Source organism: Idiomarina abyssalis, from assembly GCF_900116625.1.
GTDB lineage: Bacteria > Pseudomonadota > Gammaproteobacteria > Enterobacterales > Alteromonadaceae > Idiomarina > Idiomarina abyssalis.
Genome location: NZ_FPBE01000002.1, coordinates 179,569 through 196,336, shown reverse-complemented (window position 1 = coordinate 196,336; position 16,768 = coordinate 179,569). Strand labels below are relative to the sequence as shown.

At 47.6% G+C, this 16,768-nt stretch carries 19 protein-coding genes; 15 read left to right on the top strand and 4 right to left on the bottom strand.

Going from position 1 to position 16,768, the window contains the following annotated elements; translation table 11 throughout:
* Nucleotides 1–114: 114 nt before the first annotated feature.
* The 11 genes from yajC to BM359_RS06445 are packed head-to-tail and all read left to right on the top strand — an operon-like array spanning nucleotide 115 to nucleotide 8,692.
* Entirely contained in the window at nucleotides 115–450 is a 336-nt protein-coding gene (yajC, locus tag BM359_RS06495; protein ID WP_054489456.1) for a preprotein translocase subunit YajC, read from the top strand.
* Between the two features lie 28 nt (nucleotides 451–478).
* Nucleotides 479–2,323, top strand: coding sequence for a protein translocase subunit SecD (gene secD, locus BM359_RS06490; protein WP_054489454.1), 1,845 nt, complete (start codon nucleotides 479–481; stop codon nucleotides 2,321–2,323).
* Between the two features lie 8 nt (nucleotides 2,324–2,331).
* A complete protein-coding gene (secF, locus tag BM359_RS06485; protein WP_054489452.1) occupies nucleotides 2,332–3,279 on the top strand; it encodes a protein translocase subunit SecF in 948 nt (315 codons plus the stop codon).
* A gap of 40 nt (nucleotides 3,280–3,319) precedes the next feature.
* Complete coding sequence (yaaA, locus tag BM359_RS06480) at nucleotides 3,320–4,096, top strand: peroxide stress protein YaaA (protein ID WP_054489450.1); 777 nt, start codon at nucleotides 3,320–3,322, stop codon at nucleotides 4,094–4,096.
* Nucleotides 4,097–4,107: 11 nt separating this feature from the next.
* Entirely contained in the window at nucleotides 4,108–4,986 is an 879-nt protein-coding gene (locus BM359_RS06475; protein ID WP_054489448.1) for a DUF3014 domain-containing protein, read from the top strand.
* 4 nt (nucleotides 4,987–4,990) lie between these two features.
* A complete protein-coding gene (locus tag BM359_RS06470) occupies nucleotides 4,991–5,593 on the top strand; it encodes a lysophospholipid acyltransferase family protein (protein WP_054489446.1) in 603 nt (200 codons plus the stop codon).
* Nucleotides 5,587–6,237 carry a GNAT family N-acetyltransferase gene (locus BM359_RS06465; protein WP_224798084.1) on the top strand — a complete coding sequence of 217 codons (651 nt, stop codon included), beginning with the start codon at nucleotides 5,587–5,589 and terminating at the stop codon, nucleotides 6,235–6,237. The genes BM359_RS06470 and BM359_RS06465 overlap by 7 nt, the downstream gene beginning before the upstream one ends.
* A 55-nt stretch (nucleotides 6,238–6,292) precedes the next feature.
* Nucleotides 6,293–6,757: a 6,7-dimethyl-8-ribityllumazine synthase gene (ribH, locus tag BM359_RS06460; RefSeq protein WP_054489444.1), complete on the top strand. Its 465-nt coding sequence runs from the start codon at nucleotides 6,293–6,295 to the stop codon at nucleotides 6,755–6,757.
* Nucleotides 6,758–6,767: 10 nt separating this feature from the next.
* Nucleotides 6,768–7,187, top strand: a complete 420-nt coding sequence (nusB, locus tag BM359_RS06455) for a transcription antitermination factor NusB (protein ID WP_054489442.1) — start codon at nucleotides 6,768–6,770, stop codon at nucleotides 7,185–7,187.
* 3 nt (nucleotides 7,188–7,190) lie between these two features.
* Nucleotides 7,191–8,195 carry a thiamine-phosphate kinase gene (gene thiL / locus BM359_RS06450; RefSeq protein ID WP_054489440.1) on the top strand — a complete coding sequence of 335 codons (1,005 nt, stop codon included), beginning with the start codon at nucleotides 7,191–7,193 and terminating at the stop codon, nucleotides 8,193–8,195.
* Between the two features lie 14 nt (nucleotides 8,196–8,209).
* The gene (locus tag BM359_RS06445) at nucleotides 8,210–8,692 is read left to right on the top strand and encodes a phosphatidylglycerophosphatase A family protein (RefSeq protein WP_054489438.1); all 483 of its coding nucleotides are present in this window, start codon (nucleotides 8,210–8,212) and stop codon (nucleotides 8,690–8,692) included.
* Nucleotides 8,693–8,719: 27 nt separating this feature from the next.
* Here BM359_RS06445 and dxs read toward each other — a convergent pair whose 3' ends face one another.
* The 3 genes from dxs to BM359_RS06430 are packed head-to-tail and all read right to left on the bottom strand — an operon-like array spanning nucleotide 8,720 to nucleotide 11,704.
* Nucleotides 8,720–10,576 carry a 1-deoxy-D-xylulose-5-phosphate synthase gene (gene dxs / locus BM359_RS06440; protein ID WP_054489436.1) on the bottom strand — a complete coding sequence of 619 codons (1,857 nt, stop codon included), beginning with the start codon at nucleotides 10,574–10,576 and terminating at the stop codon, nucleotides 8,720–8,722.
* A 4-nt stretch (nucleotides 10,577–10,580) separates the two neighbouring features.
* Entirely contained in the window at nucleotides 10,581–11,468 is an 888-nt protein-coding gene (locus BM359_RS06435; RefSeq protein WP_054489434.1) for a polyprenyl synthetase family protein, read from the bottom strand.
* Nucleotides 11,465–11,704 (bottom strand): exodeoxyribonuclease VII small subunit, encoded by a 240-nt coding sequence (locus BM359_RS06430; RefSeq protein ID WP_054489432.1) that lies wholly within the window; start codon nucleotides 11,702–11,704, stop codon nucleotides 11,465–11,467. Before BM359_RS06430 ends, BM359_RS06435 begins: the two co-directional genes overlap by 4 nt.
* A gap of 202 nt (nucleotides 11,705–11,906) precedes the next feature.
* Here BM359_RS06430 and pomA point away from each other — a divergent pair, with 202 nt between their 5' ends.
* From pomA to BM359_RS06410, 4 genes are all read left to right on the top strand, one after another.
* Complete coding sequence (pomA, locus tag BM359_RS06425) at nucleotides 11,907–12,674, top strand: flagellar motor protein PomA (RefSeq protein WP_054489430.1); 768 nt, start codon at nucleotides 11,907–11,909, stop codon at nucleotides 12,672–12,674.
* A 2-nt stretch (nucleotides 12,675–12,676) separates the two neighbouring features.
* Nucleotides 12,677–13,615, top strand: coding sequence for a flagellar motor protein MotB (locus tag BM359_RS06420; RefSeq protein WP_054489427.1), 939 nt, complete (start codon nucleotides 12,677–12,679; stop codon nucleotides 13,613–13,615).
* Between the two features lie 66 nt (nucleotides 13,616–13,681).
* A complete protein-coding gene (gene thiI / locus BM359_RS06415) occupies nucleotides 13,682–15,133 on the top strand; it encodes a tRNA uracil 4-sulfurtransferase ThiI (RefSeq protein ID WP_054489425.1) in 1,452 nt (483 codons plus the stop codon).
* A gap of 19 nt (nucleotides 15,134–15,152) precedes the next feature.
* Nucleotides 15,153–15,497, top strand: coding sequence for a VanZ family protein (locus BM359_RS06410; RefSeq protein ID WP_054489423.1), 345 nt, complete (start codon nucleotides 15,153–15,155; stop codon nucleotides 15,495–15,497).
* On the opposite strand, the gene srmB is transcribed toward BM359_RS06410, so the two are convergent.
* Nucleotides 15,494–16,738, bottom strand: a complete 1,245-nt coding sequence (gene srmB / locus BM359_RS06405) for an ATP-dependent RNA helicase SrmB (RefSeq protein ID WP_054489421.1) — start codon at nucleotides 16,736–16,738, stop codon at nucleotides 15,494–15,496. The two genes, BM359_RS06410 and srmB, sit on opposite strands and share 4 nt — an antisense overlap.
* Nucleotides 16,739–16,768: the final 30 nt, after the last annotated feature.

Genomic DNA, 16,768 nt, shown 5'->3' with positions numbered 1-16,768 from the left:
CTGATAGTATAACGGGTTTAGATAAATTGAATTGTATTTTGCAATAGCTGTCCCCATATCGTGAGATGGTTGTTCAAAAATTAATAATAAATTTAAATTAACTGAGGGAATTTTATGGACTTTTTTATTAGCTCAGCTTACGCGCAAGACGCAGGTGGCCAAAGTGGCGGTGGCATGGAATTAATTTTCATGCTGGTAATGTTTGCTTTGATTTTCTACTTCATGATTTACCGTCCGCAAGCTAAGCGTGTTAAGCAGCATAAAGAATTGATGGGTGCATTGAGCAAGGGTGATGAAGTACTTACTCAAGGCGGTTTAGTCGGTAAAATTACCAAAGTAAGCGACGATAAAGACTTTCTTGTTATTGCTTTGACTGACGAGCTAGAAGTAACCATCCAGAAAGGTTCTGTGACTTCCGTTCTTCCTAAAGGAACAATGAAGTCTCTCTAATCTCTGACATTAGAAACAGGGGCACGACGTGTTAAATAAATACCCGTTGTGGAAAAACCTGCTGGTTATTTTTATCGTTTTAGTGGCAGCGCTTTATGCGCTGCCAAATATTTACGGTGAAGACCCGGCAGTTCAAGTTTCCGCAAACCGAAATGCGACCATTGATACCAGCACTATGGATCGCGTAAAAAGCAGTCTGGAAAACGTTGGCATACAAGCAAAAAGTATCGCACTGGAAGAAGAGCAGCTACTGGTCCGCTTAAACTCGGACGATGAGCAGCTAAAAGCCCGGGAAACTATCCTGGACAGCTTAGGTGATAATTACATTGTTGCTTTGAACTTAGCGCCCGCAACACCTGAGTGGCTGAAAAGTGTTGGTGCTCAGCCGATGAAGCTTGGGCTTGATTTGCGCGGCGGTGTGCACTTCTTAATGGAAATCGACATGGACGAAGCTGTCCGCAAAATTGTCGATGGTATGAAAGACACAATCCGCACAGAGTTGCGTGAAGAGCGTATTCGTTACAGTGCCGTTAGAGTTGACGACACTACTGTAGAAGTTGAGCTGCGTACTGACGAAGCCTATGCCGAGGCCGCAAGCTACTTAGACGGCAGGTATCAGGGCTATAACCTGGTAGAAGACGAAGAAAACCGGCTGCTGCAGTTGCAGATGAGTGATCAGAAGCTTGCGGAAACTCGAGATTATGCGGTGTCGCAAAACATCACCATTATGCGTAACCGGGTGAATGAGCTGGGTGTTGCAGAGCCAGTTATTCAACGTCAGGGCTCTAACCGCATTGTTGTTGAGCTTCCCGGGGTGCAGGATACTGCCCGGGCGAAAGAAATTTTAGGGGCTACAGCAACGCTGGAGTTCCGTATGGTTGACTCCGAAAACGACGTACGCGACGCCGTCAACGGCCGAGTGCCTTTTGGTAGTGAGTTAATGCCAATGCGTGATGGTCCACAGCAGCTACTGAAAGAAGACGTTATTCTGACTGGTGACCATATTGTTAACGCAGGCGTTGGTTACGATGAGTACAACCGCCCTCAGGTTAATATTACGCTGGATGGTGCTGGCGGCAATAAAATGTCTATGGCAACCAAAGACCATGTTGGTCAGCCTATGGCAACGGTTTTTATCGAATATAAAGCCACCGATGAGCGTGATGAAGAAGGTAACCTGCAGTTCACCAAAAACGCAGAAGTTATTAACGTAGCCACTATTCAGTCTCGTTTAGGCAGTAGCTTCCGTATTACGGGTGTTGGCGCTAACGAAGCACAGAATCTGGCGCTGCTATTACGCGCCGGTGCGTTGATAGCCCCCATACAGATTGTTGAAGAACGCACCGTAGGACCAAGCCTGGGACAGCAAAACATTGATTCAGGTACACAGGCTATTTTCTGGGGCTTTGTTTTAGTACTGGCCTTTATGGTTGTGTACTACAAGAAGTTTGGTTTGGTGGCAAACACAGCTTTGGCAGCTAACCTGATTCTTATTATCGGTGTTATGTCGATGATACCCGGCGCAACACTGACCTTGCCAGGTATGGCCGGTATTGTATTGACCGTCGGTATGGCCGTTGACGCCAATGTGCTTATTTTTGAGCGTATACGCGAAGAAATTAAAGCTAAGCGGAGTCCGCAACAGGCCATTCATCATGGTTACGACAGCGCTTTGTCGACCATTGCCGATGCTAACGTCACAACGTTAATTGCGGCGCTTATATTGTTCGCTATTGGTAACGGTCCTATTAAAGGCTTTGCCATCACTCTTGCTATCGGGATTATCACATCCATGTTTACTGCGATAGTCGGAACCCGAGCCATTGTTAACTCAGTTTGGGGCGGCAAAAAGCTGTCTAAACTGCCTATCTAGGGGGAGCCATGCAAGAGATTATAAAGACAAATGAACGACTTCCCTTCATGCGGTTCCGCGGAATTATGGGCATTATCAGTATTATACTGGTGGTGGCTTCCATAGCTTCTTTATCGGTTAATAAGCTCAATTTTGGGCTTGATTTTACCGGCGGAACACTACTTGAGGTGGGGTTTGAAAAACCAGCAGATTTAAGCCGGGTGAGAAGTGCGTTAGACAATAAGGGCTTCGGTGATGCCGTGGTGCAGAACTACGGCACCCAGGAAGATATCCTTATTCGTCTGGAGCCGCGTGAAGGCGTGAAAGCCGAGCAGCTCGGCACCGATATTCTTGACTCTTTGCGCGCTGAATTTGAGCAAACCGTTGAGATGCGCCGTATAGAGTTTGTGGGCCCCAATGTTGGTGATGAGTTCATCGAACAGGGTGGGCTGGCCATGTTAACCGCTCTTATTTGTATTTTGCTTTACATTGCGATGCGGTTTGAATGGCGTCTCGCTGTTGGCGCGGTTGCAGCCTTAGCACACGATGTTATTTTGACTTTAGGACTGTTTTCAATATTGCAGCTTGAATTCGACTTAACGGTAATGGCAGCTCTGCTGGCGGTTATCGGTTACTCAATTAACGATACCGTGGTGGTCTGTGACCGGATTAGGGAAACTTTCCGTAAGTTTGCTAAGTTAACACCTATTCAGACAGTTAACCGGGCATTAACCGATACGCTGAGCCGAACCTTAGTGACCTCGTTAACAACGATACTGGTGCTGCTGACATTGTTCTTCCTTGGTGGACCGTTAATTCACGGGTTTGCTACGGCTTTATTATTTGGTGTGGTTATTGGTACTTATTCATCCATTTATATCGCCAGTACAGTGGCTCTGGCCTTTGGCGTAAGCCGTGACGACTTAATGCCGACGGAAGTGGAAAAAGAAGGCGCGGATCAGGATCCTTTGCCTTAATATAGGTATAACTGTTTAACTTGAACGGAGTGCATTTGACATGTTGGCTGTAGTTTCACCTGCAAAAAACCTGGATTATGAAAGCAACTTGCCGAGCCTCGATGTAACTCAGCCACGATTGCTGGATAACGCCGAAGAGTTGGTGAAGGTGTGCCGGCAGTTGAGCCCTCAGCAATTGGGTTCGTTAATGAAAATTAGCGACAAACTGGCCGGCCTTAATGCCGCTCGGTTTGAGCAATGGCAACGGCCTTTTAATGAAGAAAATGCACGTCCGGCAATGTTCGCGTTTAACGGTGATGTCTATACTGGATTAGATGCTGCCAGTTTGAATTCGGAAGCCATTAATACGGCACAGCAACAGCTGCGAATTCTTTCTGGCCTTTATGGTGTCTTGCGTCCGTTGGATCTTATGCAGCCTTATCGGCTGGAGATGGGAACTAAATTGGACAATCCAAAGGGTAAAAACCTATATGAATACTGGGGCGATACCATTACTGAGCTGCTGAATGACGACTTGGCCAAGCTGGGAAGCTCAACGTTGGTTAACTTAGCGTCAAATGAGTATTTTTCTGCCGTTAAGCCAAAAGCGCTTAATGCGGATATTATCACTCCCGTATTTAAAGACGAGAAAAACGGCCAGTATAAAGTTATCAGCTTTTATGCGAAGAAGGCGCGGGGGCTTATGGCGCGATTCATCGTGAACCAAAAGCCAAAATCTGTGTCTGATCTTAAAGAGTTTGATGCAAGTGGTTATCGCTTTAATGAAGCAATGTCGAGCGATAAACAATTGGTTTTTTGTCGTGCTGAGCAAAAGTAGAGGAGCGCACAATGAGTGACGATCAGGTTGAAACATCACCGGCAACTGAAGAAGCCAGTCGTAAAACGACTTGGGTTGTCGTTAGCTTAATTGTGTTGGCAGTTATCGCCGCTATTGTATGGTGGTGGTTACCCGCTTCAGAAGACAAGAAGCCACAAACAGAGACGGTCGAGGTGGATCAGCAGCAATCTACTGAAGTTGCAGTGGAAAGCTATGACGAAGAAACGGCGGAGCCTGAGCCGGAACTGGAATTAGAACCAATTCCAACAGAGCCGGAAGCAGCTCCTGAATCTCAGGAACCCGAGCCTGAACCCATAGCTTTGCCTGAACTTGATGAGAGCACACCAACCGTGTTGCAGAACCTTGATTCAGCGGAAATCAATATTCGTCCATTAAAAAGCTCTCAGCTTATCCGCGATGCTGTTGTGCTAATGGATAACATCAGCAACGGCAGTATTGTTCGCGAACGCACTATCGTACAACGTCCCGATGGGCGCTTTAAGGTACTGGAAGTGGATGGCGAACTTTATATCGATGAAAGCAGTTATCACCGCTACGATGCTTTAGTTGACTGGTTTGTGAGCCTGGAGGCAGATGTCTTAGTTGAAAACTACGAGTTATTTAAGCCCTTAGTGCAGAAAGCTTACGCAGAAATCGGGTATCCGGAATCTGACTTTGACAATACTTTGCTGGACGCTATCGAAGTTGCTCTTGATACACCGGTACCGGATGGACTGGTTCAAGTAGAAGACGATAGCGTAATGTATACCTTTGCGGACGATAGCTATGAGTCATTACCGGCGGCGCAAAAGCAGTTATTACGTATGGGGCCGGATAATATTCAACGTGTAAAAGATAAATTACGCGAAATAAGAAGAGCGTTGCAGTAAGTTTATGACGGATAAAAATACCATTCCGGAATTCGTTAAAGGCGAGTTCCCTGTTACCCATAATCGATTCCTGCGCTGGGTTGGCCGACTTGGTCTGCGAGTTCTGGGCGGATGGAAAATTAATGGTGAAATGCCAAGCGTGAAAAAGGCCATTCTTCCTGTGGCACCACACACCTCAAACTGGGACTTTCCAGTCGGTGCATGCGTTATGTTAGCTATGGGTTTGAAACTGAATTACCTTGCCAAGCATAGCTTGTTCCGTTTTCCGCTCAAAGGACTGCTGACAAAACTGGGTGGCATTCCTATAGACAGAAGTAGCGCCAATGGTGTGGTCGGCAACATGGTAAAGCAGTTCAGAGAAAAAGATGAACTGATTCTGGTGATAACGCCGGAAGGAACCCGAAAACGTGTGCATGAATGGAAAAAAGGGTTCTTACACATGGCACAGCAAGCAAAAGTGCCTGTTGTCCCCATAGCGTTTGACTATGCGCGAAAAGCGATTGATATTGGCCCGGCACTAATGGTTAGTGACGAAATTGAGAAAGAACTGGAGCGAGTGAAGTCCTATTTCGAACATGCTCAAGGTAAGCGGGGAGAGGCGTGTTGAAGCTTCCTTTGCGGCTTTGTCTACTGCTGTTAATACTGCCGGTTTTTCATTCGGCGGTAGCGGCGGACTTCTGGCGCAGTGAGTGGATGGTGCCTGAATCTGCTGAAGGCAAAAAGCTAATAATTCGCCCAATAGAAGCATCGGATGCTGATCGCTTCTTCCACAGTTACATGACATCGCAAAAGTGGCTGTATAACCGTCTTGGGTGGGCCTGGCCTTCGGAAAAAAGCAGTCTGGAACAAAATGAAACCATGGTGAGCTACCACCTGGAGCAAGCCAAAGAAAGAACAAGCTTTACCTACTTAGTACTTGATAAAGAAGACAAGTCCATAATTGGCGCCGTTTACATGGTACCCGTTGCCGCCAGCAGAGAAGAGAAAAGCGGTATTCCCCGCAATGCTTATAACGCTGAAATTAGCTGGTGGTTATTAGAGTCAGCGGTGAATGACAATTTGCACAATGACTTTTTTGTTTTGTTAACAAATTGGCTGGAAGCAAGCTGGCCCTGGCGGCAAGTGTTGTTCCCGGTATCGCAAAGCAACGATACAGCCTTACAGCTATTAGAAAGTAGTAACGCGCGTTCGCTCGGGCGTGACTTAGATGCAGAAGAAAAGTATTTCTCCTACGCAATATCACGCAAATAATCCCGCATTGTGCTATCATCGCGCGCAATTAACGAACGGTTAATAAGGAAAACTCATGCAGGTAATTGAAGGCGGAATTAACGCAGCTGGTAAAAAGTTTGCCATTATTGTCTCCCGGTTTAACCATTTTATGGTGGAAAGCCTGTTAGACGGTGCTGTGCAGACGCTGAAACACTACGGTGAAGTAGCCGACGAAGACATCACGGTTGTGCGTGTTCCCGGCGCCTATGAAATGCCGGTAACGGCTAAGCGGCTGGCAAGCTCAGGTAAATACGATGCGATTATTGCCGTTGGTGCTGTTATTCGTGGCGGAACACCTCACTTTGAGTTTGTTGCAGGTGAATGTAATAGCGGGTTAGGCCGGGTTGCAACGGAATTTGATCTGCCAGTGGCGTTTGGTGTTATTACCACTGATACGCTGGAACAAGCCATTGAACGCAGTGGTTCTAAAGCCGGTAATAAAGGCTCGGAAGCCGCATTAAGCGCGCTTGAAATGGTTAATGTACTGAAACAACTCTGAGACACATTAAATGAAACCCGCAGCAAGAAGAAAGGCCCGTAAGCTGGCCGTGCAAGCAATTTACTCATGGCAGTTATCGCAAAATAGCTTTAGCGATATTGAGGCTCAATTTTTAACAGAAAACGATACCAGCAAAGTCGATGTCGACTACTTTTTAGAGTTGGTTCGTGGTGTTGGCGGGCATTACCGGACACTGGACGATGCGCTGGAACCGTTTTTAGACAGACCCATTAAAGAACTCGACCCAATTGAAATGGCGGTTCTGAGACTGGCTGCCTACGAGTTGCGCGAGCGCGTGGATGTGCCTTATAAAGTCGCTATTAATGAAGCGATAGAGTTGGCTAAATCTTTCGGTGCTGACGAAAGCCATCGTTTTGTGAACGGCGTTCTCGATAAAGCAGTAGATACTCTCCGCCCAACCAGGCAGTAACTTATGCCCCGCGATGAATTTTCGCTAATCAATGAATACTTTACTCATCGCTCCGCAAAACGGGGCGATGTTGCTATGGGGATTGGAGATGACGGTGCCGTTGTCCGTCCACTGCCCGAGCATGACCTCGTCATTGTTACCGACACTTTGGTAGAAGGCGTACATTTTGATAAAACCACACCGCCAAGAGCAATTGGTCATAAAAGTGTGGCTGTTAACCTAAGTGACTTAGCGGCAATGGGTGCCCAGCCGTGTTGGGTGAGCCTGGCATTAACCCTGCCAAACGTTGATGAAGACTGGCTGCAGGAGTTTAGTGGTGGGTTGGATGAAATTTGCAGTTACTACGACTGTCAGTTGATTGGTGGCGATACAACCAGAGGGCCGCTCACTATTACCGTAACTGCGCATGGACAGCTGCCTTCAGGAAGCGCAATACCGCGTTCCGGAGCCAAAGCAGGAGACTGGATTTACGTTAGCGGCTCTCTGGGCGATGCAGGCTTAGGCCTGAAGGTAACTCAGGACAAGGTCAGCACAACAGGGCGGCACTTACAGCAAGTGATAGAGCGGTTGCACTTTCCTACGCCCAGAGTTGCGTTGGGACAAACGTTACGTGGCATAGCCAGCTCCTGTATTGATGTTTCCGATGGCTTACTTGCAGATTTGGGGCATTTAATGACAGAAGCCGGAACTGTCGGTCAACTCGAATTAGATAAACTGCCGTTGTCTTTAGCCCTAACAGAAACATTAAAAGTGGATGAAGCATTAGCTTTGGCACTAACCGCTGGCGACGATTACGAGCTTTGCTTTACCTTGCCAGAAGAGCATCGCGGACGTATGGAAACCCTGACAGCCCACCTTAAAACACGACCAGTTTGTATTGGCAGGGTCGCTAATGGCGGACAAGGGGGTATTCAATTGCGTTATCAGGGCGAGGAATGGTCTCTGGCCGATGGTTACCACAGTTTTAATCATTTTGCGGAAGGTGAGCTTTCCGGGGAAAAGGGCTAGAGGGTTATGTACTAATGTCAAAGACATCGCTTTCATGGTTTAACCCAATACATTGGCTGGCTCTGGGGTTTGGTTCGGGTCTGGCGCCCAAAGCTCCCGGTACTTTTGGTACTCTTGTTGGTATCCCTGTTGTTTTCTTAATGGCTCAGCTTAGCTGGTGGGAGTATCTGCTCGCGCTGGTGGTGATGACGCTTGCGGGTATCTGGATCTGCCAGTATACGGCGAAGGCTATGGGAGAGCACGATCACCCTGCTATTGTCTGGGATGAAATAGTTGGCTACGCCATAGCCATGTTCGCGCTGCCGGCAGAACCTTTTTGGTTGATTGCCGCTTTTGTCCTATTTCGTCTTTTTGATATCTGGAAACCCGGTCCAATAGGCTGGGCTGACAGAAAGCTGCACGGTGGTAACGGCATCATGATGGATGATGTCCTCGCCGGTATTTTCTCTGCGGCGTTATTGCACCTTGGATGGTGGATATCGGGTTTACTCAGCTAAATAAACCCGACACTCTAACCGTCTGTTCTAACCTTTTTTCAGGAAGTTACTCACCTGGCTCTGGATGCCTTTCGCGTCTAGTCCAATTTCCTCGCGAACCTCGCTTTGAGAGCCATGTTTAATGAACGCATCGGGCAAACCAATATTGAGAACCTGAGGACAGGCTTTGTGCTGCGAGACGTATTCACTGACTGCACTGCCTGCACCGCCTGCTACAACGTTTTCTTCCACCGTAACGAGTACTGAGTGGCTTTTCATTAATTCGTCCACACAGTTGGTGTCCAGCGGTTTTACGAAACGCATGTCAATGACGGTAGCATTAAATGCTGAAGCGGCTTCTTCTACTTCGGGCAACAGGGTGCCAAAGTTTAAGAATGCGACATCCTGTCCCTTTTTAACGGTTACCGCTTTACCAATTTCTATAGCCTTCCCCTGACGTAACTCCAGCCCAACGCCTGCACCACGAGGGTATCGTACGGCAGCCGGACCTTTATGCTGGTAGCCGGTGGTTAGCATATCCAGACATTCTTGTTCATTACTGGGCGCCATAACCAGCATGTTTGGAACACAACGAAGGTAGCTTAAATCGAAAGCGCCCTGATGGGTTGGTCCGTCGGCACCGACAATGCCGGCACGGTCTATGGCAAACAGCACGTCTAAATTCTGCAAAGCCACGTCATGAATTAATTGGTCGTAACCGCGTTGCAAGAAGGTAGAGTAAATGGCAACAACTGGCTTCATTCCGGCAATGGCTAAACCTGCGGCGTAGGTCACGCTGTGTTGCTCAGCAATTGCCACATCAAAATACTGTTTTGGGAAGCGCTGCGAAAACTCAACCATACCGGAGCCTTCACGCATTGCCGGAGTTACTGCCATTAGCGACGGGTCGCCACTTGCGGTATCACACAGCCATTGCCCAAAAATTTCAGAGTAGCTGGGAACGCCTGCCGCTTTTTTCGGCAAGCTGGATTCCGCCGGGTCAAATTTAGGAACGCCGTGATAACCAATGGGGTCTTCCTCGGCTGGTTTATAACCTTTTCCTTTTTGCGTCACTATGTGCAGTAATTGCGGACCTTTTAAATCGCGCATGTTCGATAAAGTTTCAACCAGGGTGTCGACATCATGACCGTCGATAGGACCTATGTAGTTGAAGCCCAGCTCTTCAAAAATAGTACCCGGTGCCATCATGCCTTTCATGTGCTCTTCAGCGCGGCTGGCAAAATGACGAATATGTGGCAGAGGGCTGAGTAACTTTTTACTGCCTTCGCGTAATGAAGTATAAAAACGACCGGATAACAAACGCGCAAAGTGATGATTCAAAGCACCGACGTTTTCAGAAATGGACATATCGTTGTCGTTTAACACCACCAGCATGTCGGGTTTTATGTCACCAGCATGGTTCATTGCTTCGAACGCCATACCTGCGGTCATGGCTCCGTCACCAATAATAGACACCACTTTCTGGCGTAAACTTTGGCGTTGTGCTGCCACGGCCAGGCCTAAAGCAGCAGATATTGACGTGCTTGAGTGGCCCACTGACAAGACATCGTATTCGCTTTCTTCCCGCCATGGAAAAGGGTGTAACCCGTCTTTCTGACGAATACTGTGCAACTGCTGTTTACGCCCGGTCAGTATTTTATGCGGATAAGCCTGATGGCCAACATCCCACACCAGCTTGTCTTCAGGAGTGTGGTAGATGTAGTGCAGGGCGACTGTTAACTCAACCGTACCTAAACCGGACGCAAGGTGGCCACTGCTCTGACTGACCGATGTCAGTAAAAACTGACGAATTTCAGCACACAAGTCAGGTAATTGCGTGCGCGACAGGCGACGCAAGTCAGCGGGTAAATTAATTTTATCGAGTAACGGATGTTGTTGAGTCATTCAGTTAGTGGTCCCGCTTTAACAGCAAGTCGGAAAATTGTTCGAGTTTGTCGGTATTGTAAGGGATATCGCCTAATGACTGTAGCGCTTTATTGTGTAAGTTTTGTAAGCGGCGTTGAGCGCCTTCAATACCTAACAAACGCACGTATGTGGATTTTTCAGACGCGGCATCTGAACCCTGGGGTTTCCCCAGCGCTTCAGTGTTACCTACAACATCGAGAATATCATCCTGTACTTGAAATGCCAGCCCCAAATAACGCGCAAATTGTTCGAATTTTTCTTGCCACTTTTGGGCGTCGCTGCTACCACATAAAACGCCCATGCTGGCTGCTGCAGTTATTAGTGCACCGGTTTTACTTAAATGCATTTGCTCCAGTGCACTTTCAGTAAGGTTCTTTGCCGTTGCCTGTAAATCAATTGCCTGACCGGCACACATGCCCCGGGCACCGCTGGCTTTCGCCAATACATGAACGAGTTGCAGTTGGCGATCAGCCGGTATGTCCTGCATGCTGCTCTCGGTCAGTATTTCAAAAGCCAGAGTCTGTAGTGCATCACCTGCGAGAATAGCTGTCGCTTCATCGTACGCAATATGGCAAGTCGGTTGCCCGCGACGTAAATCGTCGTTATCCATGGCGGGTAAGTCGTCATGAATTAATGAATAAGCGTGAATTAACTCAATAGCAGCTGCTGCACGCAAGGCATCGTTTTGGTTAGCACCGCAGATATCGGCAACAGTCATTACCAGGTAGGGGCGAATGCGCTTCCCACCCAGTAAAACACCATGCTGCATTGCCTGACTCAAACGCTTATTTAATGTCAGGGGCTCGAGCTTCTGCTGTAAAAATGTGTCGACTTGCTTTCTTGTGTCTGCTGTTAACGAATTAATCGTCACATCAGTTCTCCATCGCTTTCATCATTGCCTGATTGTTGTTGCTCGGCTAACAGGGTTGTGACTTTTTGTTCAGCCTGCTGCAGTTGTTGCTGGCTGGAGCGTGACAGCGCAATGGCCTGCTCAAACTTTTTCAGCGACTGTTCTAAGGGTAGATCGCCTTGCTCCAGTTCATTAACCAGTTGCTCTAACTGTTCCAGAGCCTGTTCAAAGGATTGCTGTTTCTGTTCTTCTGCCATAGCTGAGTCTGCCTTAAAATCTGTTTTGAGCCGCATTGCTACAAGAATGAAAGTTAATTATCCGATAAAGAATCCCGAATGTCAGCCGATGATCTCATTATTCCTGTGTAAGATGATCAGATGTCGCTTGTCAGAGCGGCGCTATTGTTTAAGAATGAGCACAGCAGCATAAGCGAAAACGCAAATCGGGGAGGAAAGCTGAGTGGATATAGCAACGCTCATAGGAATTATCGGCGCCATCGGCTTTGTTGTGGTCGCCATGATTCTGGGTGGGGACATAGGGCTGTTTTTAGATACTCGCTCGTTCTTTATCGTATTTGGTGGTTCATTATTTATAACCTTAGCTAACTTCTCGTTAAGCCAGTTTTTAGGGACGGGGAAAGTTGTTGTTAAGGCCTTTTTCTTTAAAATTGAACACCCACAAGAGCTTATCGATACTGCCGTTGAAATGGCTGACTCTGCGAGAAAAGGCGGTTTCCTGGCATTGGAAGAGGCGGAAATTCCGAATAAGTTCTTTCGTAAAGGCGTCGACATGCTCGTTGATGGCCATGACGCTGAAGTGGTTCGCCAAACCTTGTCAAAAGACATAAAAATGAGCTTTTCTCGTCACGAGGAAGGTGCCCGCGTATTTAAAATACTCAGTGATGTCGCCCCGGCAATGGGTATGATAGGTACCTTGATTGGTTTGGTCGCTATGCTTTCCAATATGGACGACCCTAAAGCCATAGGCCCGGCTATGGCCGTTGCCTTGTTAACCACGCTTTATGGTGCTTTTCTGGCTAACGTTATTGCTATTCCTATTGCCAATAAACTGCTGCTGCGCGCAGAACAGGAAAAGCTGAACCAACAATTAATACTGGATGCCATTTTAGGTATTCAGGACGGTCAAAACCCTCGTGTCATTGAAGGTATTTTGCGTAATTACCTGGCTGAATCTAAGCGTATTGGTAATGAGGATGAGGACGAGTAGTCATGGCCTCAGAGAAAGTCAGAGACGAAGAAGAAGAAGATTGCAACTGCCCGCCGGCGGGCTTACCTATGTGGATGGCAACCTTTGCCGATCTCATGACTTTGCTCATGTGCTTCTTCGTGCTCTTGCTGGCTTTCTCCGAAATGGACGTATTAAAGTTTAAGCAAATAGCCGGTTCTATGAAGTACGCCTTAGGTGTACAGAATAAAATTGAAGTTAAAGACATTCCTAAAGGTACCAGTGTCATTGCACAGGAATTCCGGCCTGGCCGTCCGGAGCCGACCCCCATTGAAACCATTCAGCAACAAACCGTTGAAATGACCCAGCAAATGCTGGAGTTCCAGGAAGGCGAGTCTGATTTTGCCGGCGGTCAGCAAACCGAACGTGGTGGTCAGGAAGCCGACAGCGCAGAAGATCAAAAAGAAGCGGAATCTGAAAACACCGAGGCCATGACTCAGGTGTCTAAAGAGCTTATGCGCCGCATTGAACAGCAGCTAGAGAATGAAATTAAAGCCGGAACCATAGAGCTGGAACAGCATGGTCAGCAAATCATTATTCGTATTCGCGAGCAGGGCTCATTCCCTGAAGGCTCTGCATTCTTACAGCCGCAGTTCCGACCTATCATTCAGCAGGTTGCCGGGGCGTTAAAAGATATTCCCGGCGAAGTGACCATTTCCGGGCACAGTGATAATGAACGTCTGGTTTCAGAAATCTACTCGTCGCGTTGGGATCTCTCCAGCAAACGCGCGGTGGCCGTTGCTGAAGAAATGCTGAAAGTTGAAGATTTTAGTGAGGACCGCTTGGTTGTCATGGGCTTCTCAGATACTAAACCATTAGTACCAAACAATTCTGAAGAAAATCGTAAGCGCAATCGCCGGGTTGAAATTTCGGTTATGCAGGGTAAGGCGGCAGAGTCTGACCCGGTTGATGTTATTGACTGAGTGCTGGTTTCTGTCGGGCAGGACACGTATAATTGCCCACTTTCCTAAAGACTTGACGATTTTGCTATGAAGTTTGTTGTTCGCCTGCACGCCGAAATTACCATTAAAAGCCGCTCTGTACGCAAGCGTTACGGTAAAGTACTTACCAATAACCTGCGTAAAATTCTGGCGCCAATAGATGACTCGGTTTACGCAAAGTGGCTGTGGGACCGAATTGAGGTTTCAGCCGATGGCGATGATTCTGAAGTACGTAATCAAATCAAAGAAGTCTTACAGAATACGCCGGGCATTTCCTGGTTTGCAGAGGTTATCGAGCAGCCATTAACCGACTTTGATGCCATTGCGGAATTAGTTGGCGAACACTGGTTACAGCGCCTGCCGGGTAAAACCTTTGCTATGCGTGTTAAACGTAAGGGGCATCACGAATTTAACTCGCAGCAGCTGGAGCGTTACATTGGTGGCTATTTGCTGCAACGCGTTCCGGACGCATCCGTTAACCTTTCTAAACCCGACCTTGAAATTGCACTGCAAATTACGAATAAGGTCGTGCACCTGGTTGGAGAGCGTATTAACGGTTTAGGTGGCTTTCCAATTCCTACTCAGGAAACTGTATTGTCCTTGCTTAGCGGCGGTTTTGATTCAGGCGTTGCAACCTATGAGTTTATCCGGCGCGGTGCGCGAACGCACTTCTGCTTCTTTAATTTAGGCGGCGATGCTCATGAAGTGGCCGTGCGTCAAATAGCCTATTACCTCTGGAAGCGTTACAGCGCTTCGCATCCCATTAAGTTCATCAGCGTCGATTTTGCGCCCATTGTTGATGACATTCTTACCAATGTGGAAAACGGACAAATGGGCGTGGTATTGAAGCGTCAAATGCTACGTGCTGCCGATAAAGTTGCGCGCTATGTCAAAGCTCAGGCTTTGGTCACCGGCGAGGCGATGGGGCAAGTTTCCAGTCAAACTCTGGCTAATTTGCGGGTTATTGACCAGGCAACGGGTGCGTTAGTTTTACGGCCTCTTATTACCAAGGACAAACAAGAAATTGTTGATGAAGCCAAGCGTATTGGCACCGAGCCTTTGGCAAAATCGATTCCCGAATACTGTGGGGTTATTTCAAATAAGCCAACGGTTAAAGCTATTCCTGCGGTTATCGAAGCCGAAGAAGCAAAGCTTAATAAAGATTTAATCGATCAAGTGGTGCAGGCGTCAAACGTACTCAGCATGCAGGATATAGCAACTCAAACTGATAAAGAACTGGAGCTGCCGGATACAACCACGGAACTCAAAAGTCATACCACCATCATAGATATTCGAAATGATGAAGAAATTGAAGCTGCGCCTTTGTCGGTAGATGTAGAGGTTATTGAGATACCATTTTTTAAATTAGCCACTCAATTTGCTGAATTGGATCAAAGTCGTGAATACCTGTTGTATTGTGATCAGGGCATTATGAGCCGGATGCAGGCTTTGTTATTGCACGAAAATGGCTATAGCAACGTATCGGTTTATAAGCCTTAATTTAATAGAGAAGTAAATTATGCTGGCAAGAGTTCTGTTTTTTGTTCTGCTGTCGATAACCACCTTTTTATTTCTGTGGCAGTTCCCTAGTACCGGAGCTCAGAGTATCCCTTATATGGATAAGCTGGTTCATTTTGTGATCTTCTTCGTTCTGGCTTTGACGTTCCACCGGGCCTTTGCGTTGTCTGCCAGGTTATCGCTTTTGTTTTTAGCCTGCTACGGTTTAATGATTGAATTGGCTCAGGCTTATGCGCCGGGGCGTGGCGCAGATGTTTATGACTGGTTAGCGGATGCCAGCGGGGTTATCGCTTACTTTGCCTGGCATCACTTGAGAGAAAAATACCTAAGAAAAAAGTCGCGTTAACGCGACTTTTTCTTTGTATCTTTTTTCTTTGCATCCTTTTTCTTTTTATCTTTCTTCTTAGAACGAGCCTTTTCTGTCGACGGGAACTTATACTGAGGCTTCAAGCCCTGAATGGTTCTTCTGTCGAGCTTAGCGTCTAAGTAACGTTCAATACGCCCCAGTAATAAAGCATCGTGCGCTTCCACTAATGAAATGGCTATGCCTTTCTGCCCACCGCGAGCGGTGCGGCCAATTCTGTGCAGATAGACGTCCGCTTGTTTTGGTAAGTCGTAGTTAACAACCACGGTAATATCATCAACGTCCAGGCCTCTTGCGGCTATATCGGTAGCTACTAACGTGATATCTGTGGTCTGTTTTAACTCGTTCATGATGCGCTGACGATCACTTTGCGGCATGTCGCCCCGCAAGGTGACAATTTTGCGCCCGGTACCAAACTGACTGCGTAAAAAGTTGGCGATGAGCTCTACCCGCTCACGTGTTCTGACGAAAACAAACTGCCGCCCCGGGTGTTCTTTCAGTGTGCTCATTAAAAGCTGGCGTTTATGCTCATCGGTATCCGCTAAGTGTACCCACTGAACAATTTTACCACGTTCACGCTTTGGTGGCTGAACGTCAATGTATTCAGGTTCAGTCAGCAGCTCGCGCGAAAACTTGATAACACCAGAGCTATTCAGTGTTGCAGACAGCAGCAATGACTGTTGGCGGTGGCGTGCCTGCAGAGCCATTTCTTTTACTGTGGCAGCAAAACCCATGTCCAGCATGCGGTCGGCTTCATCAATAATCAGCCACTCTATGTCTTCCAGGTTGTATTGCTCGGCTTCGAGCAAATCCATCAGGCGACCGGGTGTGGCGACCAGAATGTCGTGCGTTTTTTCCAGCAGAGACAGTTGCGAACCGTAGTTAATACCGCCGGTCACCACAACGGACGACAGCCCCGTCTTGCTTTCAAACTGTTGAGCCTGCTGATGAATCTGCTCAGCCAGCTCGCGAGTTGGAGCAAGAACCAGAATACGGGCAGGACCTGGTTGTTGACGTGGGAAGTCCAGCAAATGTTGCAGAGCCGGTAACAGGAAAGCTAAGGTTTTGCCGGTTCCTGTCGGGGCACTAACAAGCAAGTCTCTGCCATCGAGGGCTGCAGGAATGCTCTGTTGCTGTACTTTTGCCGGTTTGTTCAGTTGTGCGTCCCGAAGGACCGCAATTAAGCGGTCATCAAGATCAAACTCTTCCCAGTCTGGGGTCATATCATTTTCCTTGAGATCATTTTGTCTGCG